This window comes from Nonomuraea sp. NPDC048826, assembly GCF_043198225.1.
In the GTDB taxonomy this organism is placed as follows: domain Bacteria; phylum Actinomycetota; class Actinomycetes; order Streptosporangiales; family Streptosporangiaceae; genus Nonomuraea.
Map to the genome: position 1 here is coordinate 476,405 of NZ_JBICUQ010000003.1, position 22,349 is coordinate 498,753.

The window sequence follows — 22,349 nt, forward strand, 5'->3', positions numbered from 1 at the left end:
CTCTACATGGTGGACCCCACCCGAGATGGGTGTCAGACCCGATGGCGCGTTTACCGGCTCGTTATCGAAAATATAATCTATGAGACATCTTGACATATCTGCACCGTATCTGTTGCCCACGTCACGACCGGCTCGCACCGGACCCCCGGGGCACGCACGATGAGCGGTGTCATCGCCCTGACCGTCTTCGTGGTGGCCTACTTCTTCATCGCCACCGAGAAGGTGAACAAGGTCAAGGTGGTGCTCGTCGCCGCCGGTGTCATGGCGGTGCTCGGGTTGATCCCCGGCGCCGGGGTCTTCTTCTCCGAGCATGAGGGCATTGACTGGAACGTCATCTTCCTCCTGCTCGGCATGATGATCATAGTCGGGATCATCAAGCAGACCGGACTGTTCGACTTCCTCGCCATCTGGGCCGCCAAGAGGTCGCAGGGGCGGCCGTACCGGTTGATGGTGATGCTGATGGCCATCACCGCGATCGCCTCGCCCTTCCTGGACAACGTCACCACGATCATGCTGGTCGTGCCCGTGACGCTGATGGTGTGTGAGCGGCTCGACATCCCCGCCCAGCCCTACATCATCGCCGAGGTCCTGGCCTCCAACATCGGCGGTGCGGCCACCCTCATCGGGGACCCGCCGAACATCATCATCGGCAGCCGCGCGGGACTGACCTTCAACGACTTCATCGTGCACATGACGCCCATCGTCGTGGTGGTCCTGGCTTCCTTCCTGCTGCTGGCCTGGTTCATGTTCCGCAAGTCGTTCGTGTACAACCCCGACCGGGTCGCCGAGGTGATGGCGCTCCAGGAGAAGCGGGCCATCACCGACCCGAAGCTCCTCACCCGCTGCATGATCGTGCTCGGCCTGGTCATCGTCGGCTTCGGGCTGCACGCCATCGTGCACGTCGACCCGTCCATCGTGGCGCTGGTCGGCGCCGGCGTGATGATGCTCGTGGCGCGCGCCGACACCTCGGAGGCGCTGGCGGAGGTCGAGTGGGGGACCCTGGTCTTCTTCATGGGCCTGTTCGTCATGGTCGCCGGGCTGGTGCACACCGGGGTCATCAAGACCATCGGCGACTGGGCCATCGGCGCGGTCGGCGACAACTTCTTCGGCGCGGCCACCGCGCTGGTATGGGGTTCGGCGATCCTCGGCGCGTTCTTCGACAACATCCCGTACGTGGCGACCATGGCGCCTATCGTGGAAGGGCTGGTCGCGCAGGCTCCCGATCCTGGCACCGGGCAGGCGTTGTGGTGGGCGTTCGCGCTGGGCGCGGACTTCGGCGGCAACGGCACCGCGGTGGCGGCCAGCGCGAACGTGGTCGCCATCGGCCTGGCCGCCCGGTCCGGCAGCAAGATCACGTTCTGGCAGTTCACCAAGTACGGCCTTCTCACCACGGCGGTCAGCACAGCGATGGCCTGGCTCTATGTCTGGCTGCGCTACTTCATGTGAGGGGGAGAGGCGACGATGACGTTGCCGCAGCTGTACGTGGTGCTCCTGGCGGGCGGCCTGGTGCTGCTCGCCAGCATCGCCGCGGCACGCACCGCCTCCCGTCTGGGGCTGCCCAGCCTCCTGCTGTTCCTCGGACTCGGCGTGCTGATCGGCGAGGACGTGCTGGGCGTCCCCTTCGACGACGCCCAGCTCGCCCAGACGCTGGGCACGACCGCGCTGGCCGTCATCCTGGTCGAGGGCGGGCTGAGCACCCGATGGGCCGACGTGCGCCGGCTGCTCGCCCCCTCTGCCCTGCTGGCCACCGCCGGCGTGGTCATCAGCGTGCTGGTGACCGCCGCGGGGGCGCACTACCTGCTGGGCATGGACTGGCAGCTCGCGCTGCTGCTCGGCGCCATCGTGTCGTCCACCGACGCGGCGGCGGTCTTCGCCGTGCTGCGGTCCCTGCCGCTGCCGCGCAAGCTGGCCAGCATGGTGGAGGCCGAGTCCGGCTTCAACGACGCCCCCACCGTGATCCTGGTGCTGGTCTTCAGCGCCTCCGGGGGTCTGCCCGGCCCGCTCAGCATCGGCGGGCAGATGGTGTACCAGATCACCACCGGGGCGGTCATCGGGCTGGCCGTGGCCGTCGTCGGCGTGGTGACGCTGCGCTACGTGGCGCTGCCGGCCAGCGGCCTGTACCCGCTGGCCTCGTTCGGCTTCGGCATCTGCGCCTTCGCCGCGGCGGGCGCGGCCAACGCCTCCGGCATCATCGCCGCCTACCTGTCCGGGATCGTGCTGGGCAACGCCGTGCTGCCGCACCGGGCGGCCACCCGGTCCTTCGCCGAAGGGGCCGGCTGGCTGGCCCAGATCGGGCTGTTCGTCATGCTGGGCCTGCTGGTCGACCCGAGCGAACTGCTCGACGCGCTGCTGCCCGCGCTCGCCATCGGGGCCTTCCTGCTGCTGGTGGCCCGGCCCATCTCGGTGGCCGCGTGCCTGATCCCGTTCCGGATCCCCTGGCGTGAACAGGCCTTCATCTCCTGGGCGGGGCTGCGCGGGGCGGTGCCGATCGTGCTCACCACATTCCCGATCGTGGCCCAGGTGCCCGGCGCACTCGACGTGCTGCACATCGTCTTCGTGCTCGTCGTGGTGTTCACCCTGATCCAGGGGCCCGGCCTGCTCGGGATCACCCGCCTGCTCGGGCTGGTCAGGCCGGAGGAGGCCAGGGAGGTGGACATCGAGTCCGCGCCGCTCGACGTGCTCGACGCCGAGCTGCTCACGGTCACCGTGCCGGAAGGATCGAGGCTGCACGGGGTGGAGGTCTCGGAGTTGCGCCTGCCGCCGCCGGCCGCCATCAGCCTGGTCATCCGCGATGGATCCGCGCTCGTCCCCGCGCCCGACACCCGGCTGTACGAGAGCGACCAGCTGCTCATCGTGGCCACCGCCCGGACGCGCGAGGAGGTCGAGCGGCGCCTGCGCGCCGTGGGCCGCCGCGGCCGGCTGGCCCGCTGGCACGGCGAGCGCGGCGACCCGGACCCCAAGCCCGACCGACCACGCCACGAGAACGGAGGCACAGGGAGATGGAGATCACTCCGGCGACGGTCCCCGGAACCGGCACCATCCACCAGATCACGACCAGAGGAGGAGATCGGCTCGCGATCATCGATTTCCGCGACGGCAGACGCGGGCTGACCGTCTACGAGAACGGCGACCCCGACGACACCGGCTACGTCGTCGAACTCGAGCCCGACGAAGCCGACCAGCTCGCCGAGCTGCTGCACAGCCCGTCGCTCGATGACCGGCTGGCGGCCATCGAGCAACGCCTGGCCGAGCTGGCCGCCCGCCGGTGACGGCCGCCGGAGCGGTCCGGTGGCGGCCCGGTGGCGGCCCAGCGGCGGTCCGTCGGCGGTCCGGCCTTTCCGTCGGCGGGTTCGTCGGCGGGTGCGGCCGGGAGGGCCCGGGTCAGGCGGGCCCTCCCGGCCGCGCATCCGCTGCGCGCCCGGTCACGCGGACCGGGCGCATGGCAGGTTCAGCGGATGCGCCCCGCGCCCGCGCCGGCGGGGACCAGAGCGCGCAGCGCCGCCGGCGGGTGGACGCGGGTGTGCAGGGACGGCGTCCAGCCGGCGTCGCCGCCGAGGCTCGCGCCGTTGGCCGCGTTGTAGGCGGCGACCAGATCGACCGGCCTGCCGTCGGCCAGGTTGTCCTTGGCGGTGATCGCGGTGCCCTTCAGCACCGACAGCACCCGCTCGGCGGGGATGCCCTCGAACGCGTTGGCGTTCGCGTACACCTGCGACTGGAAGCCGACGCCGATGCTGTACTCGTACGGGCCGCCGCCCGTGTAGTAGTTGTTGTAGACGTGCACCCGGCCGAAGCGCACCCGCGGGGTCCGCTGGCCGAGGCCCTCGAAGTAGTTGTGGTGCAGGGTCACCCTGAGCTTGTCGGCCTCCTGGTAGGAGTTCGGGTTGTCGGTGTTGCCGATCAGCGTCACCTTGTCGTGGCCGCTGAGGTGGTTCCACGACAGCGTCACGTAGTCGGAGCCGCGCACCACGTCGAGCAGCCCGTCGTGCACCTGGAACGGCCGGCCGAAGTAGAGCGGCTGGTTCGCGTCGGGGTTGTCGCCGTCGTTCAGCGTGTTGTGGTCCAGCCACACGTGGGTCGAGCCGGAGACCTCCACGTTGTCGAAGGAGGCGTTCCAGTTGCCCTCCTCGCCGTCCGTCGGGTCCCACTGCGGGAAGCAGTCGGCCGTGTCGCTGATCGTGAGGTTGCGCACGATGACGTTGTCGGCGTTCCTGACGCGCAGGCCGAAGCTCTTGAGCGCGGCGTCGCGGCCCAGGCCGGCCAGGGTGACGTTGGAGCCGACCGTGATGCTGACGTGCCTGCTCATCGCGTCGTAGGAGGCCCGCCGCGCGTCCTCCAGCGGCCCTGACGGCGGGCTGGACCGGCCCCAGACGGCCGGGTCGTAGGCGTCCAGGTACGCCTGCAGGCTGTAGCCGTCGGTGGCGTAGTCGGCGCAGGTCAGCGGGTTGCCGGCGGCGTCGGTGTCGGCGTCGATCGCGCCCTTGACGTACACGATCCGCGGCCGGTTGTCGGCCGGCTCGCCGAGCGCGGCGATCAGCTCGGTCCTGGTGGAGACGACGTGCACGTCCTCCGGCCGGGCTGCCGAGCCGCCCGTGGTGCCGGTGGTGGCGGCCGCCCAGCCGTCCTTCTCACCGAGCGTCTCGCGGCCCAGCCGGTGCGGGCCGGGCCGGTCGTGGTCGCGGCGGACCGGGTTCCAGCCGTCGCGGCCCGCCAGGTAGCGGTGCGGGGTGAACCGGGCGGCGTCCCGCGGGGAGAGCTGCGGCCGGTCGTCGTTGACGGTGGCGCCGGGACCGTGGTTGCGGTACTCGGACAGGCGGGCGTCCCGCCAGCTCAGGCCCGACATGTCGGTCCACGGGGCGTCCTTGAACTGCTGGCCCAGCCACGACTCGCGGACCAGCACCTGCCCGCGCGCCGTCGCCGACCGGCCGGCCGGCCACGGCCGGCCCAGGTGGTACGTCCCGGCGGGGGCGTCGCTGACCAGGTGGCTGCGGTGGATCAGGAAGCCGTACGGGTTGGCGATCTCGGTGCTGGCGGCGGTGACGTAGCCGTTGTTCGCGGCGTCGCCCCGGGTCAGCGCCTTGATGACGCACCGGTCGAAGACGGCGGTGGCCCGGCCGAAGATGAAGTCGACGTCGCCCTCCACGTAGCAGTCGTGGAAGTACTGCCGGGCGGTGGCGCCCGCGCTCGCCGTGTTGGCGTAGAGCGTGTCCTGGTTGCCGATGAACCGGACGTTGTCGTACACCTGCCGGTCGCCGGTGGTGCGGACCGCGACGGCCTGGCTGGGGCCGTGCGCGGCCTCGTCGTAGGCGTTCTCGAAGGTGAGGTCGCGCGCGGTGAAGTCGGGCGCGGCGATCACGTACGAGGCGCTGCCCGAGGTGCCGTACGGCCCGGAGCCGTCGGGCTTCTCGGTCTTGGCGGCGGCGTCGAAGGTCAGCACCACCTTGGCCGGGTCGTCGGTGTCGCCGGCGAGAGTGAGGTGCGGCTTGTCGGCCGGGATGACGACCTGCTGCTTGTACGTGCCCTCGCGGACGAGGATGGTCACCGGGCGGGAGTTGCCCGAGGGCACGGCGTCCACCGCGTCCTGCACGGTGGTGTGGTCGCCGGACCCGTCGGCGGCGACCACGATGACGTCCCGGGGCGGGTGCGCGGCGGCGGGCGCCGCCGCGGTGATGAGCAGGAGGGCGATCACCGGGGGGAGTGACAGAAGCCGCATGCGCAACCTCTCCAGGCGGGATGGCAATCGGTTGCACGAAACGTTGACGTAGCGAGCTGGAAGCGTCAATGGTTGCTAGTAAAACTGCACTATTGCTGCGGCAAGCGGTTGCAGCAAGCTCACTTGCTGAGGACGTTACGGCTGCGGGTGGCCCAGGGCGGCGGACAGCTCCCGTGCCGACTCCGCCACCGCCTTGCCCATCTCCGCCAGACGCGACTCCGGAGGGACGCGGGTCAGCGACAGGCTGATGGCCGCGACGATGAGACGGCGGTGGTCGCGCACCGGGGCCGTGATGCCCCCGGGGAGGTCGTCCAGCTCCACCGCGCTCACCACGTACCCGAACTCCCGGACGTGCGCCAGGTCGGCGAGCCACTGTTCCTCGTCGGCGATCGCCGAGTCCAGACCGGCCGGCAGAGGGGCGCCCAGCAACTCCCGCACGTGGCCCTCGGGCCAGTCGGCGAGCAGCGCCCGCCCGGCGCCCGCCATGAGGACCGGGACCGCGACCCCTTCCCAGATCCGGTGGTACGCCCGTGACGAGGGGGCCGACATCAGCGTGAGCACCTGCTCGCCGCGGAGCACGGACAGGTGGGCGTCCTCGTCGAAGGCGGAGGCCAGCCGCCGCAGGCACGGCGCCGCGACCTGCGCCAGCCGGGCCTGCTGGGTACGGGCCGCGAGCGCGAACAGCCGCCAGCCGAGCCGGTAGCGCCGGGTCAGCGGATCGCGCTCGACCATGCCCTCCGCCTCCAGCGCGCGCAGCGCCCGCGACACCTGGCTCTTCTCGCGCCCCAGGCGTTGCGCGATCCAGCTCACGCCGAACCCCTCGGCATCGCGTTCAGCGCCGTGACCAGCGAGAACGTCAAGGATCTCCAGGTCTCGGCGGAGGCCCGCCGACGACACCGCCGACCTCTCGGTCATGCTCATCCGTTCATAACAATGGTGTTGCGCTAGGTGCAACAAGTTTTGCAATCAGCGCAACACGGTCGTACGTTTACTGGCCAACGCAAGAGTAAGCGAAGGCGGTCAATCAATGACTTTCGGCGAGTATGTGGTCTCTCGTTGGGGGACTCTCTCGCTGGCCGCCGCGGAGCACGCCCTGGTGGTCGCCATCGCGATCGGCATCGCGACCGTGGTGGGCGTCGGCATCGGACTCCTCGGTTTCCAGGCGCCGAAGGTGCGCGGCGCCGCGCTGGCGATGTCCGCGGGCATCCTCACCGTCCCCTCCCTGGCCCTGCTCACGCTGCTCATCCCGATCACCGGGCTGGGCTGGGGGCCCACGCTCGTCGCGCTGACCGGATACGCCTTCCTGCCGATCATCAGGAACACGGTGACCGGGCTGAACGGCGTCGACGTCGCCACCGTCGAGGCGGGTCGCGGGATGGGCCTGAGCGCCGCGAGGGTGCTGCTGAAGGTGCGGCTGCCGCTGGCCTGGCCGCTGATCCTGACCGGAGTCCGGGTCTCGGCCCAGATGCTCATCGGCATCGCGGCCATCGCCGCCTACGTCGACGGCCCCGGTCTCGGCACCCAGATCTTCGAAGGACTGGCCAGGCTCGGTTCGGTGAACTCGCTGAACGCCACGCTCGCCGGAACGCTCGGCATCGTGGTCATCGCGGTGCTCTTCGACGCGTTCTTCTTCGCCGTACGCCAGCTGACCACCCCCAGGGGGCTTCGTGTTCGACCGTGATCCCGCAGGTGTCCGCATCGAGCTGCGGGGGCTGACCAAGCACTACCCGGGCCAGCCGGCTCCAGCGGTCGACCACGTCAACCTCGACATCCCGGCCGGTGAGCTGGTCGTCTTCGTCGGGCCGTCCGGCTGCGGCAAGACCACCACGATGAAGATGATCAACCGGCTGGTGGAGCCCACGTCCGGGGAGATCCGCATCGGCGGCGAGAACGTGCTCGACCTGCACCCCGACGAGCTGCGCCGGCACATCGGCTACGCCATCCAGCAGGTGGGGCTGTTCCCCCACCTGACCGTGGGCGAGAACGTGGCCCTGGTGCCCAAGCTGCTCGGCTGGCCCGCGGCCAAGGTCGCCGACCGGGTCGAGGAGCTGCTCTCGCTGGTCAACCTGGAGCCCGGCACGTACCACGACCGCTATCCGCGCCAGCTGTCCGGAGGGCAGCAGCAGCGGGTCGGCGTGGCCCGCGCGCTGGCCGCCGACCCGCCGGTGATGCTGATGGACGAGCCCTTCGGCGCCACCGACCCGATCACCCGCGAGCACCTGCAGAGCGAGTTCGCCAAGCTGCAGAAGAAGCTGCGCAAGACGATCATCTTCGTCACGCACGACTTCGAAGAGGCGATCATGCTCGGCGACCGCATCGCGGTGCTGCGCGAGCGCTCGCACATCGCCCAGTACGACACGCCCGCCAACATCCTGGCCGCGCCCGCCGACGACTACGTGGCAGGGTTCATCGGCCAGGACGCCACGCTGAAGCGGCTGGCGCTGCTGACGGTGGACGACCTGCCGGCCGCCGGGCCCGTACCGCCGGGCGACGGGCTGCCGCGGGTGGGCGCGGGCGCCAGCCTGCGCGAGGCGCTGGACACGATGGTCGCCCACGGCAGCGACAGATGCGCCACCCCGACCGGGGTGCTCACCTACGCCGCCCTGTGCGAGGCCGTGGGGACGGACGGCGCGGGGACCGGCCGCGAGGAGGTGGCGGCCGGTGACCGCTGACACGATCGCCGTCGGCCGGGCCGGCGCGCCCGTCCGCACCTCCGGCCTGCGCCACGTGCTCACCCCGGCCGCGATCGTCGTCGCCCTGGCCGCCCTGTACGCCTGGGTGAGCACGCTGGAGCTGGACTCCATCGAGCGCCGCAGCCTCAACCGCGACGTGATCATCGCCAAGGTGATCGAGCACCTGCAGATGACCGTGGCCGCCACCGCCCTCGTGGTGGCCATCGCGGTCCCGCTCGGCATCGTCGCCTCGCGCGCCAGGAACCGGTTCATCACCCCGGTCATCCTCACCGCGGGCAACCTCGGGCAGGCCGTGCCGTGCATCGGGCTGCTCGTGCTGGCCACGTTCGTCCTGGGCGTGGGCTTCCAGACGGCGCTGGTCGGCCTGGTCGCCTACGCCGTGCTGCCGGTGCTGCGCAACACCATGGTCGGGCTGCAGCAGATCGACCCGGCGCTCATCGAGTCCGCCCGCGGCATGGGCATGACCAAGGGCCAGGTGCTGCGCCGGGTCGAGCTCAAGCTCGCCGTGCCCGCCATCCTCGCCGGTCTGCGCACCGCCCTGGTGCTGACCGTCGGCGTCGCCACCCTCGGCGCCTTCGTGGCCGCGGGCGGGCTGGGCGAACTCATCATCAACGGGCTCAAGCTCAACCGGATGCCCGTCACCATCGTCGGCGGCGTGCTGACCGCGTGCATCGCCTTCTTCATCGACTGGCTGGGCGGCCTCGCCGAGAACCTGCTCAAGCCCCGCGGCATGTGACCCGCCTACATCCCCCATCCCCCGAACCCCCGATTGTTCGTAAGACCCCACCGTGAGAGGTGTTTTCACGTGTTCTCCCGCCCCCTCCGCCGCAAGTTCGCCGTGCTCGCAGCAGCGGCCCTGACCCTGACAGCGGCCGCCGGATGCGGTGGCGGCGCGGGCGCCGTCGAGGCGTCCAGCGCAGGCACCGAGCTGGAGGGCGCCTCGTTCGTCGTCGGCTCCAAGGACTTCACCGAGAACATCGTGCTCGGCAAGATCGCCGTGCAGCTGCTCAAGGCGCACGGCGCCGAGGTCGAGGACAAGACCAACCTGGGCGGCACCGTCACCAACCGCAAGGCGCTGCAGGCCGGCGAGATCGACCTGTACTGGGAGTACTCCGGCACCGGCTGGATCGAGCACCTGAAGAAGACCGAGCCGATCCAGGACTCGGCCGAGCAGTTCAAGGCCACCGCGGAGGCCGACCTGGAGCAGAACAAGATCCGCTGGATCGGCCCGACGCCGCTCAACAACACCTACGCCCTGGCCATCCGCTCGGAGAAGGCGCAGGAACTGGGCGTCAAGACCGTCTCCGACGTGGCCGAGCTGGCCAAGACCAAGCCGGAGGAGGTCACGATCTGCATCGAGACCGAGTTCTCCACCCGCGACGACGGCCTGCCCGGCCTGACCAAGAAGTACGACTTCGAGATCCCCAAGGACCGGATCGCGCTGCTGGACACCGGCGTCGTCTACACCGAGACGGACAAGGGCGAGACCTGCAACTTCGGCGAGGTGTTCACCACCGACGGCCGCATCGCCGCGCTCGACCTGACCGTGCTGGAGGACGACAAGAGCTTCTTCCCGATCTACAACGCCGCGGTCACCGTCAAGGACGAGCTGTACCAGCAGCACCCGGCCCTGGAGCAGGTGCTGAAGCCGGTGATCGCCAAGCTGGACGACGCCACCATGCAGGCGCTCAACGCCCAGGTCGACGTGGACGGCAAGGAGCCCGGCGCGGTCACCGCCGAGTGGCTGAAGCAGAACGGCTTCCTCGGCGGCGGGGCCTGACCAGGCGCGGCCGTGCCGCTCGGACGCGCGTCCGCTGGTTCCGTGCGGCGGTTCCGCGCGGTAGGGCCGTGCGGTGGTTCCGGGCGGTAGGGCCGTGCGGTGGTTCCGGGCGGTAGGGCCGTGCGGTGGCGAGATGCTTGACGGTGTCTCGAAGGGGGAGGCAGACTGCGGAATGCGTTTTCCCGGCGCGCTCCCCACCCCCTGAAGGTCACATGTCACCACGCAGCTACCGGTCCGCGATCGTCGGCACCGGCGGGATCGCCTCCGTCCACGCCCAGGCCGTAGCCGCGTCCGGCGGCCGGGCTCGCCTCGTCGCGGCCGTGGACGTCGACCTCGGCCGCGCCGCCGAATTCGCCGCCACCTGGCAGGTGCCCCGCACCTTCGCCACCCTGACCGAGCTGCTCCAGGAGGAGCGGGTCGACCTGGTCCACCTGTGCACGCCGCCCCTCCTGCACGCCCCGCTCGCGCTCGAATGCCTCGAAGCGGGCGTCACCGTGCTCGTCGAGAAACCGCCCACGCTCTCCCTGGCCGAGCTCGACACGCTCGCCGAGGCCGAGAGCCGCTCGGCCGCGCACATGGCCACCGTCTTCCAGCACCGCTTCGGCCCCGGCGCCGCCCGGCTGCGCCGCATGCTGGCCGCCGGGGAGCTGGGCCGGCCGCTGGTGGCGACCTGTCTCACCCAGTGGTACCGCGACGACGCCTACTTCGACGTCCCCTGGCGCGGCACCTGGGCGTCGGAGGGCGGCGGCCCCACCATGGGGCACGGCATCCACCAGTTCGACCTGCTGTTCTCGGTGCTCGGCGGGTGGCGCGAGGTCAGCGGCCTGGCCGCCCGCCAGGCGCGCGACACCGAGACCGAGGACGTGTCGATGGCCATGGTCACGTTCGAGAACGGCGCCGTCGCCTCGGTGGTCAACTCGGTGCTGTCGCCGCGCGAGACGTCCGTGCTCCGCTTCGACTTCGAGCGCGCCACCGTCGAGCTGGAGCATCTGTACGGCTACACCGACGCCGACTGGACGATCACCCCCGCGCCCGGTCACGAGGACGTGGCCAAGCGGTGGTCGGCGGAGCCGCGCGGCACCGCGTCCAGCGGTCACCACGGCCAGCTCGTCGCGGTGCTCGACGCGCTCGACCGGGGCGAGCCGCCGCCCGTCACGCTCGCGGACGCCCGGCTGACGATGGAGTTCGTGGCCGCGCTGTACGCCTCGGCCTTCACCGGCGAGCGGGTGACACGCGGCGCGATCGGCCCCGGCAGCCCGTTCGCCCGCCGCATGGACGGGACCGGCGCCCCCTGGGGAGGCACGGGCAGGTGACCGACGTCCGCGTGGTCCACACCCTGGGCCGTTCCGTCGCCGTCACCGCCGGGGACGTCGAGCTGTTCACGTACGTCTACCGCCCCGACACGGCCGTCCTGGAGTCGCCCAAGCCCTACCTGCACCCGGTCCGCACCCTGGGCGGCGACGTGGTCTCGCTCTACCGGCCGCACGACCACGTCTGGCACAAGGGCATCGCCTGGTCGCTGCCGCACGTGGGCGAGCACAACTTCTGGGGCGGTCCCACGTACGAGCGCGGGCGCGGCTACGTCCAGCTGGCGAACAACGGCAGCGCCGTGCACCGCGAGATGACCGCGCTCGGCGCGGACGGCGGGCGGGCCCGCCTCGCCCATCGGCTCGACTGGATCTCCCAGGACGGGCGTCCGGTCATCGGGGAGCGGCGCTCGCTCACGGCCACGGTGCTGGACGAGGCGGTCTGGGCGCTGGTGTTCGACACGGCCATGACGAACGTGTCAGGCGGGCCGCTCGACTTCGGCTCCCCGACCACCAAGGGCCGCGAGAACGCCGGGTACGGCGGGTTGTTCTGGCGCGGGCCGCGCTCGTTCACCGGCGGGATCGTCCAGTCGCCGGCCGGGGCGGGCGGCGACGAGCTGCGCGGGACGCGCTCCGAGTGGCTCGGCTTCCGCGGCCGGCACGACGGCACCGGCGCCTGGTCCACGATCGTCATGGTGGACGACGCGGCCAACCCCCGGCACCCGCCGCAGTGGTTCGCCCGCAGCGAGATGTTCGCCTGCCTGTGCCCGGCGCCGTTCTTCGGCGAGGAACTGCGGGTCGAGGACGGCCGGACGCTCGGGTTCCGGTACGCGGTGGTGATCGCCGACGGCGACCACGGCGTCGACGGCAGCGCCCTGCTGGCCGCGCGGGGCCGCGCCGCGCTGGCCGGAGAGTGTGCGTCATGACGGCGTTCCCCGGCGGCACCTCCGTCTCGCGGCTGTCGGTCTACACCGGTACGTGCGCCGACGGGCTCGAAGGCGGCACCCCGCATCTGCACACCGCCTCCACCGAGGCGTACGTGGTCACCGGCGGGCGGGGCGCGCTGCGGACGCTCGACCTGAACGGCTCGCGGGAGATCGACCTGGTCCCCGGCACCACCGTGTGGTTCACGCCCGGCACCATCCACCGGGCCGTCAACCGGGGCGGGCTGGAGGTGGTCGTCGTCATGCAGAACGCCGGGCTGCCCGAGGCGGGCGACGCCGTCATGACGTTCCCGCCGGAGGTGGTGTCCGACCGGGCGGCCTACGAGGAGGCGGCCCGGCTGCCCGACGGCGATGCCGACGCGGCCGTGGCGCGGCGGCGCGACCTGGCCGTCGAGGGCTACCTGCGGCTGGCGGAGAGCGTCCGGGCGGGCGACTTCGGGCCGCTGCTGCGCTTCTACGACAGCGCCGTCGCCCTGGTCCGGCCGAAGGTCGACGGCTGGCGGCGCATCTGGGAGAGCACGGTCGCCGCCGAGACGCGCACCACCGCCGAGGTGCTCGCCGCGCTCGGCCGCGGCGACGGCACCCACCTGCGGCACGCCGCGCTCCTGGAAGCGCCGCCGCGGGAGCGTCACGGCATGTGCGGCCACCTGCGCGTCCATGACGTCACCCACCCCGTCGTCCACCCACCGGCCCACTCGCCCGCCGACCCGCATAGTCTCGGCTCTGACCCGGACGCCGCCTGACGGCGACAGAAAGGCAGACATGCGGAAATATGTGATCATGGGGGTGCAGGGGAGCGGGAAGGGCACCCAGGCCGCGCTGCTCTGCGACGACCTCGACCTCGTCCACATCAACGTGGGCGGGATCTTCCGCTGGCACGTCAAGAACCACACCAAGCTCGGCGCCCAGGTCCGCCGCCTCGTCACGGCAGGCGAGCTGGTCGGTGACGACCTGGTGGAGGACGTCGTGCGCGAGCGGCTCCAGCAGCACGACTGGAACTTCGGCTTCGTCATCGACGGCTTCCCGCGCAACCGGCGGCAGGCCGAGTTCTTCCTGGAGAGCTACGACATCGACGGAGTCATCCTGCTCGACCTTCCGGACGAGGAGGTGCGCCGCCGGGTGCTGGCCCGCCGCCTGTGCTCGGGCTGCGGCATGGACTACAACCTCATCGCGCACCGCCCCGAGACCGAGGGCCGGTGCGATGTGTGCGGCGGCGAGCTCGTCACCCGGGCCGACGACACCCCGGAGGCGCTGGCCAGGCGGCTGCGCGACTACCACGGCAAGACCGACCCGGTGATCGACCTGTTCCGCCGCAAGGAGTACGTGATGGTCGTCGACGCGCGGGAGGACCCGGCGGCGGTGCAGCGGGCGATCCGCGACCGGCTCGGGCTGCCGCCCTACCGCGCCGCGTCGCCCGCCGGCCGGAGCACCTGACGGCGTCCCTGGATCAGTCGGCCGTGTCGGGCGCCCACTCGTGCCCGGCCAGTCCGGGGGTGCGGCGCCGGGCCTTCATCTCCGCCTCGTACACGTGCGTGCGCCCGTCCATCAACCGCTCCCTGGCCTCCGCCTCCAGCCGCTGGAACGCCGCGTAGTAGCCCGCGTCGTACTCCTCGACGATCTGGAACGTCCACCGTCCTTCCAGCACGTTCATGCCGATCAGGTCCCGCTCGATCCGCTCGGCCAGCTCGTCGTGGCCCGCGCCGCGCAGCAGCTCGGCCACCCGGTCCAGGGCGCCGTCGGCCCCGCCGGTGAGCTGGTGGAAGGCGTAGAGGTGGCCGCGCGCCCGGTGGATCTTCTCCAGGGCCTCGCTGAACAGGCCGAGCGCCTCCACGATGTCGTCGCCGACGCCCGGCGGCCGCCGGTGCGCCTCGTCGGGTTCTCTGCTGACGTGCTGATCTGTCATGCTCCCCCCGGTACCCGCTAGAGCCGCGCGAGCACGTCCGGCCGGTTGGTGATGATGCCGTCCACCCGGTACGCCGCGAGCCGCCGCATGACCACGGGGTCGTCCGCCGTCCAGGTGAACACCTGCATGCCGTGCGCGTGGATCGCCCGTACGTAACCCGGGGTGAGGTCCCGGTACGGCGGGTTGATCTGGACGGCGAACGAGGCGAGACCGGGCAGCTCGCCGGCCGGGGGAGTGCCGAGCAGGCCGACCGGCACCTCCGGCATCAGCCCGTGGAAGGCCCGCATCGCGTCCCAGTCGAACGACTGCACCACCAGCGGGCCCTCCCACGAGCGGCGCAGTTCCAGCGCGGTGCGCCGCTCGATGCCGGGATAGAGGTGCGGCGCCTTGATCTCCAGCAGCAGGCCCAGGCCGGTGCGGCGCATCGCGCGCAGCGCCTCCCGGAGGGTCGGCACCCGCGCGCCCTTGAACGCGGACCCGAACCACGAGCCCGCGTCCAGCCGGCGGATCTCCTTCAGGGTGAAGTCGGAGACCCGCCACGGGGCCCGCTCGGGGTAGACGGACTCCACGTCGGTGGTACGGGCGAGCGTGGTGTCGTGCATGAGGACGAGCGCGTGGTCCCTGGTCTCCCGCACGTCGAGCTCGAACAGGTCGGCGCCCATGCGGGCGGCCAGCCGGAACGCGCCGATCGTGTTCTCGGGGGCGTGCGCGGAGGCCCCGCGGTGGGCGACGTTGGCGATCCCGTCGCGCCGCGCGGCGGCGGTCGGGCCGACGGGCAGGGCCGCCAGGACGGTCATTAGTACGGCGACGATGAGGGTGCGTGAGCTTCGGCACATGGGTCCCTGGTAGCGGGGAGCCGCCGGAAACCCGAACGCGACGGACCGTGATGGCCGATTGTTGGTCCAGGCGTGGGCGTACCGTGAGCCGCTCAGGGTTTCGGCAGCAGGGGCAGCACCACGTACCGCAGGGTCGCCCAGACCACGTACAGCAGCGGCGCGAGCGCCAGCAGCACCCCGGGCACCGGCCTGAGCAGCACCACGGCGACGGCGAGCGCGAGCACCGCGAGCGTCGGCGCGGTCAGGTACCAGCGGCGCGCCACGAGATACAGGCACGGCCGCACCAGCTCACGCACCCGGCGCGGCGACTCCGCCACCACCACCAGCACCGCCGCCGTCACGGCCACGACCAGCGCGGCCCCGGTGGCGAAGAACGGCACCAGGGCCGGGCCCCAGGCGGTGCCCGCGACCACCGCGACGTCCACCGCGAGCACGCTCACCACCGCCGCGCCCGCGAGCCACGCGCCCGCCGCCCGTCTGCCGGCCCGCCGGTAACCGGCGAGGAAGGCGGGCAGCACCGCCGTCGAGCGCTCGCCCAGCAGCGCGAAGCACCGGAAGGCGCCGGTCAGCGCCGGGGCGCACACCACCGACAGCACCGCGAAGAACGGCCACGACGCCGACGGGTCGCGCACCAGCGCCAGCGCCGCCAGCAGCGGCGCGCACGAGAGCGCCAGCAGCACGTTCGTCATCAGCCCGACGTAGACGGCGCCGAAGACCTTCTCGTACGTCTCCTGCCGGGCCGGACGCAGCAGGCCGCGCAGCGCGCTCATCCCTTCAGCCCGCTCGTCGCGATGCCCTGGATGAAGTAACGCTGCCCGAACAGGAAGATGACCACGACCGGCAGCACCGACAGCACGGCCCCCGTCATGATCATGGCGTAGTCGGCCTGGTACTGGCCGACGAAGGAACGCAGGCCGAGCTGCACGGTCCACAGGTCGTTGCTCGTCAGGTAGATGAACGGCCCCATGTAGTCGTTCCAGGTGTTGACGAACGTGAGCAGGGCCAGGCTGGCCAGCGCCGGCTTCGACAGCGGCAGGATGATCCGCCGGTAGATGCCGTACTCGCTGAGCCCGTCGATCCGGGCGGCCTCGCACAGCTCGTCGGGGATCGACATGTAGTACTGCCGCATCAGGAACACCCCGAACGCGCCGAACGCCTGCAGCAGGATGATCGACAGGTGCGTGTTGATCAGGTCGGCCTGCTGCATCAGGATGTACTGCGGCACCATGTAGGCCTGCCAGGGCACCGCGATGGTGGCGATGTAGGCCAGGAAGAGCGCGTCCCGGCCGGGGAAGCGCACCTTGGCGAAGCCGTAGGCGGCGAAGCTGCCGGTGAGCACCTGCAGAAACGTGATGACGATCGCGAGGTAGGCCGAGTTGCCGAGATAGGTCGCCATCGGGATCTGCTCCCAGATCTCCACGTAGTTCGACCAGCGGAACTCGCGCGGGATCCACTCGATCGGCGTGGTGAAGACCTGGTTGTTCCGCTTCAGCGACGAGGAGATCATCCAGCCGAGCGGCAGCAGCACCAGCAGCGTCACCGCGATCAGCGACACGTACGCCAGCGTCTTGCGGAGGATCCCGCGCCGGCGCGGCGGCGGCCCGGCGGGGCCCGCGCCGGGCCTGGTGGCGGACGGGGGAGCGGTGCGCACGGTGGTCATCAGGAGCTCCTCCGTTCGTTGATGCGGAACTGGACGACGGTGACCGTGAACACGATGAGGAACAGCACCAGCGCGATCGCCGAGGAGTAGCCGAACTGGCCCTCCCTGATGCCCTCCCGGTAGACGAGCTGGGCCAGCACCAGCGTGCTGCGGCCGGGCCCGCCGTCGGTCATGACCACGATCAGGTCGAGCACCTTGAAGCTCTGGATCGTCAGCATGACCAGGACGAAGAACGTGGTGGGCCGGAGCGACGGGAGCGTGATGCTCCAGAACCGCTGCCAGGCGCCGGCCCCGTCGACCCTGGCCGCCTCGTAGTACTCGCGGGGGATCGTCTGCAGCCCGGCCAGGTAGAGCACCATGTAGTAGCCCATGTCACGCCAGACGCTGGTCAGGATGACCGCGGGCATCGCCCAGCCGGTGCTCGCCACCCAGCGCGGCGGGTCCTGGATGCCGATCGCCTCCAGGAACAGGTTGATCGGCCCGGCGGTGGGGTTGAACAGCATGTTCCACACCACGGCCACCGCGACCAGCGAGGTGATGTACGGGAAGAACGCCGCGGTGCGGAAGAACTCCATGCCGCGCAGCTTCCGGTTGAGCGCCATCGCCAGCCCGAGGGCGGCGGCCAGCGTCAGCGGGATGTGGCCGACCGCGTAGTAGAGGGTGTTGCGGAGCGCGACGTGGAAGTTCTCGTCGTTCCACAGCTGCTGGAAGTTCTTGAGCCCCACCCACTCGGGGGTGCCGTAGGAGTCCCAGTCCATGAAGGCCAGCGCGAAGGCGGCGAGCACCGGCACGAGCGTGAACAGGGCGAAGCCCAGGAAGTTCGGCAGGATGAAGCTCCACCCGATCAGGGTGGTGCGCCAGGGCTGACGGCGGCGGGGCGTCTTGGATCCGCCCGGTGCCGGCTGCGTCATTACGTGGGCCATGGTCCCTTGTGACTCCTTCGAAAACCCGACAGGGGGAGCGGCGGGCGCCCCCCGGCGCCCGCCTCTGCGTCCCCTAGTTGAGGACCTCGCTCTTGACGCGGTCGTTCATCGACCTGATCCCTTCGGCGACCGACTTCTCGCCGACCATGATCAGCTGGTGCTCCTCGTTGAGGATGGTGTCGACGTCGGACGTCTTGTCGCTCACCGGCATCTCCAGCACGACTTTGTCCGGCTCGAAGGCCTTCTTCGACAGGTCGTCGGTGGGCATGCCCTTGAGCTTGAAGTACGCCTCGGTGATGGCCGGGTCCTGCAGCGCCGGGACCACGCCCACCTGGGCGATCGCCGAGGCGCCTTCCTTGCCCGCGGCGAACTGGACGAACTTCTTGGCCAGGTCGGCGTTCTCGCTCCGCTTGTTCACCGCGAACGCGGTCGGCGAGCCGAACGTGACGACCTCGTTGGAGCCCGGCCGCTGCGGCATCGGGGCGAGCGCCCATTCGGCCTTGCTCTCGCCCTTCTCCTTGGCCTCGAGGATGCCGGAGATGTACCAGGTGCCCATCGGCATCATGGCCGTCGCCTCGGTCTCGAACATGGTCCGGTAGTCGGCCTGCTGCGCCGTCGCGGTGCCGAAGTCGAGGGCGTTGCCGCCCTTCTGCAGGCCCAGCGCCATGTTGTACTGGTCGGCGAAGAAGGCGTAGTCGCCGCCGAGCTGGTCGCCGCCCGTCTGGGCCGCCGAGATCGCCTGGATCACCGACCGCCAGGTGTGGTGGTAGGTGCCGTACACCTTCTGGTTGCCGTCGCCCTGGGTGAGCTGCTGGGCGTTCTTGGCGTAGTCGTCCCAGGTCATGGCGGCGTCGAGCTTGATGTTCGCCTTGTCGAACAGCGTCTTGTTGTAGTAGAGCAGCCAGAAGTCCTGCCGGTACGGGACCGCGAAGTAGGCGTTGTCGACGTTGAACGCGTCCAGCCCCGCGAGCTTCGAGGCGTCGGTCGACTTGACCAGGTCCGTGATGTCGAGGAGCTGCCCGCGGCTGGAGTAGCGCGAGTAGTCCGTGACGTTCTTCATGGTGATCACGTCGGTCTTGTCGCCACCGGCGAGCATGGTGGTGACCTTCTCCGGATAGTCGTCCGCGAGGATGTCCACCGGCTCCACCTTGACGCCGGGATTCGCCTTCTCGAAGGCGTCGAACAGGGCGGTGAACTCCGGGGTCTTGGCGAGGTTCCACACCGTCACGGTGAGGGTGCTGCTCCCGCCGCCCTCGGCGGGCTCGGAACCGCCGCCACCGCACGCGGCGACCGCGAGGGCGAGCGTGGCGGCCACCGCGGCGGTCTTCACAAGATGACGGCGCACTCCGACCTTGACGTGCGGATTCGAAGCGATCATTGATCCGGTCTCCTTTCCCTGAAGCCGGGCTCAGGCGCTCACGGCGATCTCGTCCACCGTCACCGGCGAGCGGGGCGGCAGGCCGGACAGATAGCGTTCGAGCTCGTCGAGGGCGCTCTCACTCATCCGCCGGGTCTCCGATCCCAGAGATCCGGCGATGTGGGGGGTGATCATGACGTTGGGCAGGTCGTACAACGGCGAGTCGGCAGGCAGCGGCTCCGGTTCGGTGACGTCGAGGATCGCGTCGAGCCGCCCCGTCACGCACTCGCTCTCCAGAGCGGCCGTGTCGAGGACGGATCCACGCGCCGTGTTGATGACCGTCACACCGTCCTTCAGCAGGGCGAGCTCCGCCGCCCCGATGAGGTGACGGGTGGCGGGCAGTGCGGGCACGTGCAGGGTGAGCACGTCGCAGCGCGCCAGCAGGTCGGTCAGCTCGACCAGCCTGCCGCCGGCCGCGCGCACCTCGGCGGGATCGGCGTACGGGTCGGCCACCAGGATGTCGACCTCCAGGGCGCGCAGCCTTTCGGTGACCCTGCGGCCCACCCGCGAGAAGCCGACGACGCCGATCGTGCGCCCGCGGTTGGACAGCTCGCCGCGACCACCCGCGTAGGACCAGTCGTCGCGATGTTTGCGCGCGTCCTGGGCCAGGAACGGGGCCTTCTTGCCGGCGAAGATGATCGCCGCGAGGGTGAACTCGGCGACCGGTATCGCGTTCTCGTCGGCGGCGTTGGTCACGAGTATCCCGCGCCGCCAGACCTCGTCGGTGACGAACGGGCGCACCGTGCCCGCGCAGTGGAAGATCGCCCGGAGCTCCGGGGCGCCGTCCAGCAGCTCCTTCGTCAGCGGGGGGCAGCCCCATGAGGTCACGAGCACCTCGACCTCGCGCAGTCTGCGCCGGGCGAGCGGGTCGTCGAGGTTCATGGTCGAGATAGGATCGGTGAGTTCGACCAGATCGTGCAACCGGCGTAACTGCGGCTCCTGAAACTGCACCCCGACGTGCGCAGGATCCATGACCAGCAGGGCCTGTGGTCGTCGACGGTCTCTCACACGAGTCCTCTCGGGCAGCAAGCGCTTACCATCGCCGCCGATCATGTCCACTCATTTCAATCACGTCAATAGCGGGTAACAGAGCTATACGATCGTTATTGATCGAGATGGTCAGCCGATTCGGCGTATTTCGGCTCGGAGGCTGATCGAAGTGAGCGCTTTTGATCAGAACTGCTTGACGTGTTCGCATCGGTGATGCCAGCATCCTGAACTCACGCAGGAGATCGCCACTGGAGGCCCGATGCGCTGGCTGCGGGAGCTGGACGACCGGAGACTCTCGCCCTACACCGGGTGGACCCGCGACCACTGGGCCGCGCTGGCCGACCACCTCCTGCTCGCGGCCCGGCGGCACGCCTCCCCGTCACACGCGCGCGTCTCCTTCCCCGGCGAGCCGGGCGGCTACGGGCCCGACGTGGACGGGCTGGAAGGCTTCGCCCGCACGTTCCTGGCCGCCGGGTTCCGGGTGGCCGGCGAGGACGGCCGCGACCCGCACGGCTACTTGGAGTGGTACGCGCGCGGCCTGGCCGCCGGCACCGACCCGGGCTCGCCCGAGCGGTGGGTGCGGCTCGACGAGCACGACCAGGCCAAGGTCGAGGCCGCCTCCATCGCCCTGGTGCTCCACCTGACCCGGCCGTGGCTGTGGGACCGGCTCGACGACGGCGTGCGCGAGCGGGTGACCGACTACCTCGCCCCGGCGATCGGGTCGTGGTACCCGCCGATCAACTGGGTCTGGTTCCAGATCGTGGTGGAGCAGTTCCTCGCCTCCGTCGGCGGGCCCTCCTCACGCGCCGACATCGAGGCAGGGCTCGCGCTCGCCGACGGGTTCGCCCGTGAGGAGGGCTGGTACGCCGACGGCGAACGGCGCGCCTACGACCACTACGTCGGCTGGGCGCTGCACTTCTACCCGCTGCTGTGGACCGAGATGGCCGCCGGCGACCCGGCCGCCGACGCTCGCCGCCCCGCCTACCTGGCCAGGCTGGAGCGCTTCCTCCAGGACGCCGTCCACCTCGTCGGCGCCGACGGGTCCCCGCTGATCCAGGGGCGCAGCCTCACCTACCGGTTCGCCGCCGCAGCCCCGTTCTGGGCGGGCGCGCGGGCCGGCGTCACCACCCCCGCGCCCGGCCTGCTGCGCCGCGCCGCCTCCGGCATCGTCCGCCACTTCGCCGAACACGGCGCGCCCGACGACGACGGCCTGCTCACGCTCGGCTGGCACGCCCCGTGGCGGCCGATCGCCCAGTCCTACTCCGGCACCGGCTCCCCCTACTGGGCGGCCAAGGGTCTGTACGGACTGGCGCTGCCCGCCGACCACCCGGTGTGGACCGCCGTCGAGGAGCCGCTGCCGGTGGAGGAGGGCGACTTCCAGCGCGCGATCCGGTCACCCGGCTGGCTGGTCTCCGGCACCCGCGCCGACGGCCTCGTCCGCGTCGTCAACCACGGCACCGACCACGCGCTCCCCGGCGACCACCTGACCGACTCGCCGCTCTACGCCCGGCTCGGCTACTCCACCGCGACCTCGCCCGTCCTGGCCGGGCCGCACGCCGCCGACCCCCTCGACCAGTCGGTCACCCTCCTGGACCCCGCCGACCGGCCCAGCCACCGCACCGGCTTCGACACCCTCATGACCGGCCGGCTCCCCAGCGGCACCGCCGTCGGCGGCTCCCGCTGGCAGGCCCACTGGGTGGACCCCGACCCCGACGCCCCCGACCACGGCTCCGGCCGCACCGGCGCCGTCACCCTGGGCCCCCGGCTCACGGTCCTGTCCGCTCTGCGCGGCTCGTGGGAGGTCCGCCTGATCCACGTGTCGGCCCCCAACCCGTTCCCCCTGCGGGTCGGCGGCTGGCCCACCCCCGGCCCCGTCGACTCCCGCGTCATCCCCGGGCCCGGCCTCGACCTGACCGGCGTCACCTCAGCCGAGGACGCCACCCCGCTGTCCCCCGCGACCCTCATCCCCTGGTGCGGCACCACCGCGCCCGCCGAGCCGGACCGCTGGTACGTCGCCCTCCTCCACCTGGGCTCGCCCACCCCACCCCCCGCGACCACCCTGACACCCACGACAGCCCGCATCACCTGGCCGAACGGCCCCACCGACACCCTCGACCTCCCCTGACCCCCTTCACGTGGGTCAGGCCGAGGAGGAACGGACCACAGATCAGCCCCACCCCCCTTCA

At 71.1% G+C, this 22,349-nt stretch carries 21 protein-coding genes; 12 read left to right on the forward strand and 9 right to left on the reverse strand.

The window, feature by feature from the left end; genetic code table 11:
* The first annotated feature begins 159 nt into the window (after nucleotides 1-159).
* Genes ACGFI7_RS12760 through ACGFI7_RS12770 form a run of 3 tightly spaced genes read left to right on the forward strand, consistent with a single transcriptional unit; the run spans nucleotide 160 to nucleotide 3,269 of the window.
* Nucleotides 160-1,446 (forward strand): SLC13 family permease, encoded by a 1,287-nt coding sequence (locus ACGFI7_RS12760; protein WP_393402970.1) that lies wholly within the window; start codon nucleotides 160-162, stop codon nucleotides 1,444-1,446.
* Between the two features lie 15 nt (nucleotides 1,447-1,461).
* A complete protein-coding gene (locus ACGFI7_RS12765; protein WP_393402973.1) occupies nucleotides 1,462-3,111 on the forward strand; it encodes a potassium/proton antiporter in 1,650 nt (549 codons plus the stop codon).
* Entirely contained in the window at nucleotides 3,000-3,269 is a 270-nt protein-coding gene (locus tag ACGFI7_RS12770; RefSeq protein WP_393402976.1) for a hypothetical protein, read from the forward strand. The genes ACGFI7_RS12765 and ACGFI7_RS12770 overlap by 112 nt, the downstream gene beginning before the upstream one ends.
* A gap of 179 nt (nucleotides 3,270-3,448) precedes the next feature.
* Here ACGFI7_RS12770 and ACGFI7_RS12775 read toward each other — a convergent pair whose 3' ends face one another.
* Together ACGFI7_RS12775 and ACGFI7_RS12780 are read right to left on the reverse strand one after the other, a co-directional pair.
* A complete protein-coding gene (locus ACGFI7_RS12775) occupies nucleotides 3,449-5,710 on the reverse strand; it encodes a pectinesterase family protein (RefSeq protein ID WP_393402979.1) in 2,262 nt (753 codons plus the stop codon).
* Between the two features lie 135 nt (nucleotides 5,711-5,845).
* Nucleotides 5,846-6,631 carry an IclR family transcriptional regulator gene (locus ACGFI7_RS12780; RefSeq protein ID WP_393402981.1) on the reverse strand — a complete coding sequence of 262 codons (786 nt, stop codon included), beginning with the start codon at nucleotides 6,629-6,631 and terminating at the stop codon, nucleotides 5,846-5,848.
* 106 nt (nucleotides 6,632-6,737) lie between these two features.
* Here ACGFI7_RS12780 and ACGFI7_RS12785 point away from each other — a divergent pair, with 106 nt between their 5' ends.
* From ACGFI7_RS12785 to ACGFI7_RS12820, 8 genes are all read left to right on the forward strand, one after another.
* Nucleotides 6,738-7,391, forward strand: a complete 654-nt coding sequence (locus ACGFI7_RS12785) for an ABC transporter permease (RefSeq protein WP_393402983.1) — start codon at nucleotides 6,738-6,740, stop codon at nucleotides 7,389-7,391.
* Nucleotides 7,378-8,382 (forward strand): ABC transporter ATP-binding protein, encoded by a 1,005-nt coding sequence (locus tag ACGFI7_RS12790; protein WP_393402985.1) that lies wholly within the window; start codon nucleotides 7,378-7,380, stop codon nucleotides 8,380-8,382. The genes ACGFI7_RS12785 and ACGFI7_RS12790 overlap by 14 nt, the downstream gene beginning before the upstream one ends.
* Nucleotides 8,372-9,139, forward strand: coding sequence for an ABC transporter permease (locus ACGFI7_RS12795; RefSeq protein ID WP_393402988.1), 768 nt, complete (start codon nucleotides 8,372-8,374; stop codon nucleotides 9,137-9,139). Before ACGFI7_RS12790 ends, ACGFI7_RS12795 begins: the two co-directional genes overlap by 11 nt.
* Before the next feature lie 69 nt (nucleotides 9,140-9,208).
* Nucleotides 9,209-10,183, forward strand: a complete 975-nt coding sequence (locus ACGFI7_RS12800) for a glycine betaine ABC transporter substrate-binding protein (protein WP_393402990.1) — start codon at nucleotides 9,209-9,211, stop codon at nucleotides 10,181-10,183.
* Nucleotides 10,184-10,395: 212 nt separating this feature from the next.
* On the forward strand, nucleotides 10,396-11,496 hold the full coding sequence (locus ACGFI7_RS12805; RefSeq protein ID WP_393402993.1) for a Gfo/Idh/MocA family protein: 1,101 nt from the start codon (nucleotides 10,396-10,398) through the stop codon (nucleotides 11,494-11,496).
* On the forward strand, nucleotides 11,493-12,416 hold the full coding sequence (locus ACGFI7_RS12810) for a PmoA family protein (RefSeq protein WP_393402996.1): 924 nt from the start codon (nucleotides 11,493-11,495) through the stop codon (nucleotides 12,414-12,416). The genes ACGFI7_RS12805 and ACGFI7_RS12810 overlap by 4 nt, the downstream gene beginning before the upstream one ends.
* The gene (locus ACGFI7_RS12815) at nucleotides 12,413-13,177 is read left to right on the forward strand and encodes a cupin domain-containing protein (protein WP_393402999.1); all 765 of its coding nucleotides are present in this window, start codon (nucleotides 12,413-12,415) and stop codon (nucleotides 13,175-13,177) included. The genes ACGFI7_RS12810 and ACGFI7_RS12815 overlap by 4 nt, the downstream gene beginning before the upstream one ends.
* A 19-nt stretch (nucleotides 13,178-13,196) precedes the next feature.
* Complete coding sequence (locus tag ACGFI7_RS12820) at nucleotides 13,197-13,868, forward strand: adenylate kinase family protein (protein WP_393403002.1); 672 nt, start codon at nucleotides 13,197-13,199, stop codon at nucleotides 13,866-13,868.
* A 13-nt stretch (nucleotides 13,869-13,881) separates the two neighbouring features.
* Here ACGFI7_RS12820 and ACGFI7_RS12825 read toward each other — a convergent pair whose 3' ends face one another.
* From ACGFI7_RS12825 to ACGFI7_RS12855, 7 genes are all read right to left on the reverse strand, one after another.
* Nucleotides 13,882-14,337 (reverse strand): hypothetical protein, encoded by a 456-nt coding sequence (locus ACGFI7_RS12825; RefSeq protein ID WP_393403005.1) that lies wholly within the window; start codon nucleotides 14,335-14,337, stop codon nucleotides 13,882-13,884.
* 17 nt (nucleotides 14,338-14,354) lie between these two features.
* Nucleotides 14,355-15,173, reverse strand: coding sequence for a glycerophosphodiester phosphodiesterase (locus ACGFI7_RS12830; RefSeq protein ID WP_393403008.1), 819 nt, complete (start codon nucleotides 15,171-15,173; stop codon nucleotides 14,355-14,357).
* Between the two features lie 92 nt (nucleotides 15,174-15,265).
* Nucleotides 15,266-15,943 carry a hypothetical protein gene (locus ACGFI7_RS12835; RefSeq protein WP_393403011.1) on the reverse strand — a complete coding sequence of 226 codons (678 nt, stop codon included), beginning with the start codon at nucleotides 15,941-15,943 and terminating at the stop codon, nucleotides 15,266-15,268.
* Nucleotides 15,940-16,833, reverse strand: coding sequence for a carbohydrate ABC transporter permease (locus tag ACGFI7_RS12840; RefSeq protein WP_393403014.1), 894 nt, complete (start codon nucleotides 16,831-16,833; stop codon nucleotides 15,940-15,942). The genes ACGFI7_RS12835 and ACGFI7_RS12840 overlap by 4 nt, the downstream gene beginning before the upstream one ends.
* Entirely contained in the window at nucleotides 16,833-17,744 is a 912-nt protein-coding gene (locus ACGFI7_RS12845; RefSeq protein WP_393403017.1) for a carbohydrate ABC transporter permease, read from the reverse strand. Before ACGFI7_RS12845 ends, ACGFI7_RS12840 begins: the two co-directional genes overlap by 1 nt.
* A gap of 85 nt (nucleotides 17,745-17,829) precedes the next feature.
* Nucleotides 17,830-19,134 (reverse strand): ABC transporter substrate-binding protein, encoded by a 1,305-nt coding sequence (locus tag ACGFI7_RS12850; protein ID WP_393403020.1) that lies wholly within the window; start codon nucleotides 19,132-19,134, stop codon nucleotides 17,830-17,832.
* Nucleotides 19,135-19,164: 30 nt separating this feature from the next.
* Entirely contained in the window at nucleotides 19,165-20,145 is a 981-nt protein-coding gene (locus tag ACGFI7_RS12855) for a hydroxyacid dehydrogenase (protein ID WP_393403023.1), read from the reverse strand.
* 277 nt (nucleotides 20,146-20,422) lie between these two features.
* On the opposite strand from ACGFI7_RS12855, the gene ACGFI7_RS12860 reads away from it, so the two are divergent.
* Nucleotides 20,423-22,288: a DUF2264 domain-containing protein gene (locus ACGFI7_RS12860; protein WP_393403025.1), complete on the forward strand. Its 1,866-nt coding sequence runs from the start codon at nucleotides 20,423-20,425 to the stop codon at nucleotides 22,286-22,288.
* Nucleotides 22,289-22,349: the final 61 nt, after the last annotated feature.

Excerpts from the sequence above, each read along its gene's own strand:
- ACGFI7_RS12845 (WP_393403017.1), bottom strand. The coding sequence starts at position 17,744 with ATGACGCAGCCGGCACCGGGCGGATCCAAGACGCCCCGCCGCCGTCAG.
- ACGFI7_RS12815 (WP_393402999.1), top strand. The coding sequence starts at position 12,413 with ATGACGGCGTTCCCCGGCGGCACCTCCGTCTCGCGGCTGTCGGTCTAC.
- ACGFI7_RS12820 (WP_393403002.1), top strand. The coding sequence starts at position 13,197 with ATGCGGAAATATGTGATCATGGGGGTGCAGGGGAGCGGGAAGGGCACC.
- ACGFI7_RS12855 (WP_393403023.1), bottom strand. The coding sequence starts at position 20,145 with ATGGATCCTGCGCACGTCGGGGTGCAGTTTCAGGAGCCGCAGTTACGC.
- ACGFI7_RS12835 (WP_393403011.1), bottom strand. The coding sequence starts at position 15,943 with ATGAGCGCGCTGCGCGGCCTGCTGCGTCCGGCCCGGCAGGAGACGTAC.
- ACGFI7_RS12830 (WP_393403008.1), bottom strand. The coding sequence starts at position 15,173 with ATGTGCCGAAGCTCACGCACCCTCATCGTCGCCGTACTAATGACCGTC.
- ACGFI7_RS12860 (WP_393403025.1), top strand. The coding sequence starts at position 20,423 with ATGCGCTGGCTGCGGGAGCTGGACGACCGGAGACTCTCGCCCTACACC.
- ACGFI7_RS12850 (WP_393403020.1), bottom strand. The coding sequence starts at position 19,134 with ATGATCGCTTCGAATCCGCACGTCAAGGTCGGAGTGCGCCGTCATCTT.
- ACGFI7_RS12825 (WP_393403005.1), bottom strand. The coding sequence starts at position 14,337 with ATGACAGATCAGCACGTCAGCAGAGAACCCGACGAGGCGCACCGGCGG.
- ACGFI7_RS12775 (WP_393402979.1), bottom strand. The coding sequence starts at position 5,710 with ATGCGGCTTCTGTCACTCCCCCCGGTGATCGCCCTCCTGCTCATCACC.
- ACGFI7_RS12785 (WP_393402983.1), top strand. The coding sequence starts at position 6,738 with ATGACTTTCGGCGAGTATGTGGTCTCTCGTTGGGGGACTCTCTCGCTG.
- ACGFI7_RS12760 (WP_393402970.1), top strand. The coding sequence starts at position 160 with ATGAGCGGTGTCATCGCCCTGACCGTCTTCGTGGTGGCCTACTTCTTC.
- ACGFI7_RS12805 (WP_393402993.1), top strand. The coding sequence starts at position 10,396 with ATGTCACCACGCAGCTACCGGTCCGCGATCGTCGGCACCGGCGGGATC.
- ACGFI7_RS12840 (WP_393403014.1), bottom strand. The coding sequence starts at position 16,833 with ATGACCACCGTGCGCACCGCTCCCCCGTCCGCCACCAGGCCCGGCGCG.
- ACGFI7_RS12765 (WP_393402973.1), top strand. The coding sequence starts at position 1,462 with ATGACGTTGCCGCAGCTGTACGTGGTGCTCCTGGCGGGCGGCCTGGTG.
- ACGFI7_RS12770 (WP_393402976.1), top strand. The coding sequence starts at position 3,000 with ATGGAGATCACTCCGGCGACGGTCCCCGGAACCGGCACCATCCACCAG.
- ACGFI7_RS12780 (WP_393402981.1), bottom strand. The coding sequence starts at position 6,631 with ATGAGCATGACCGAGAGGTCGGCGGTGTCGTCGGCGGGCCTCCGCCGA.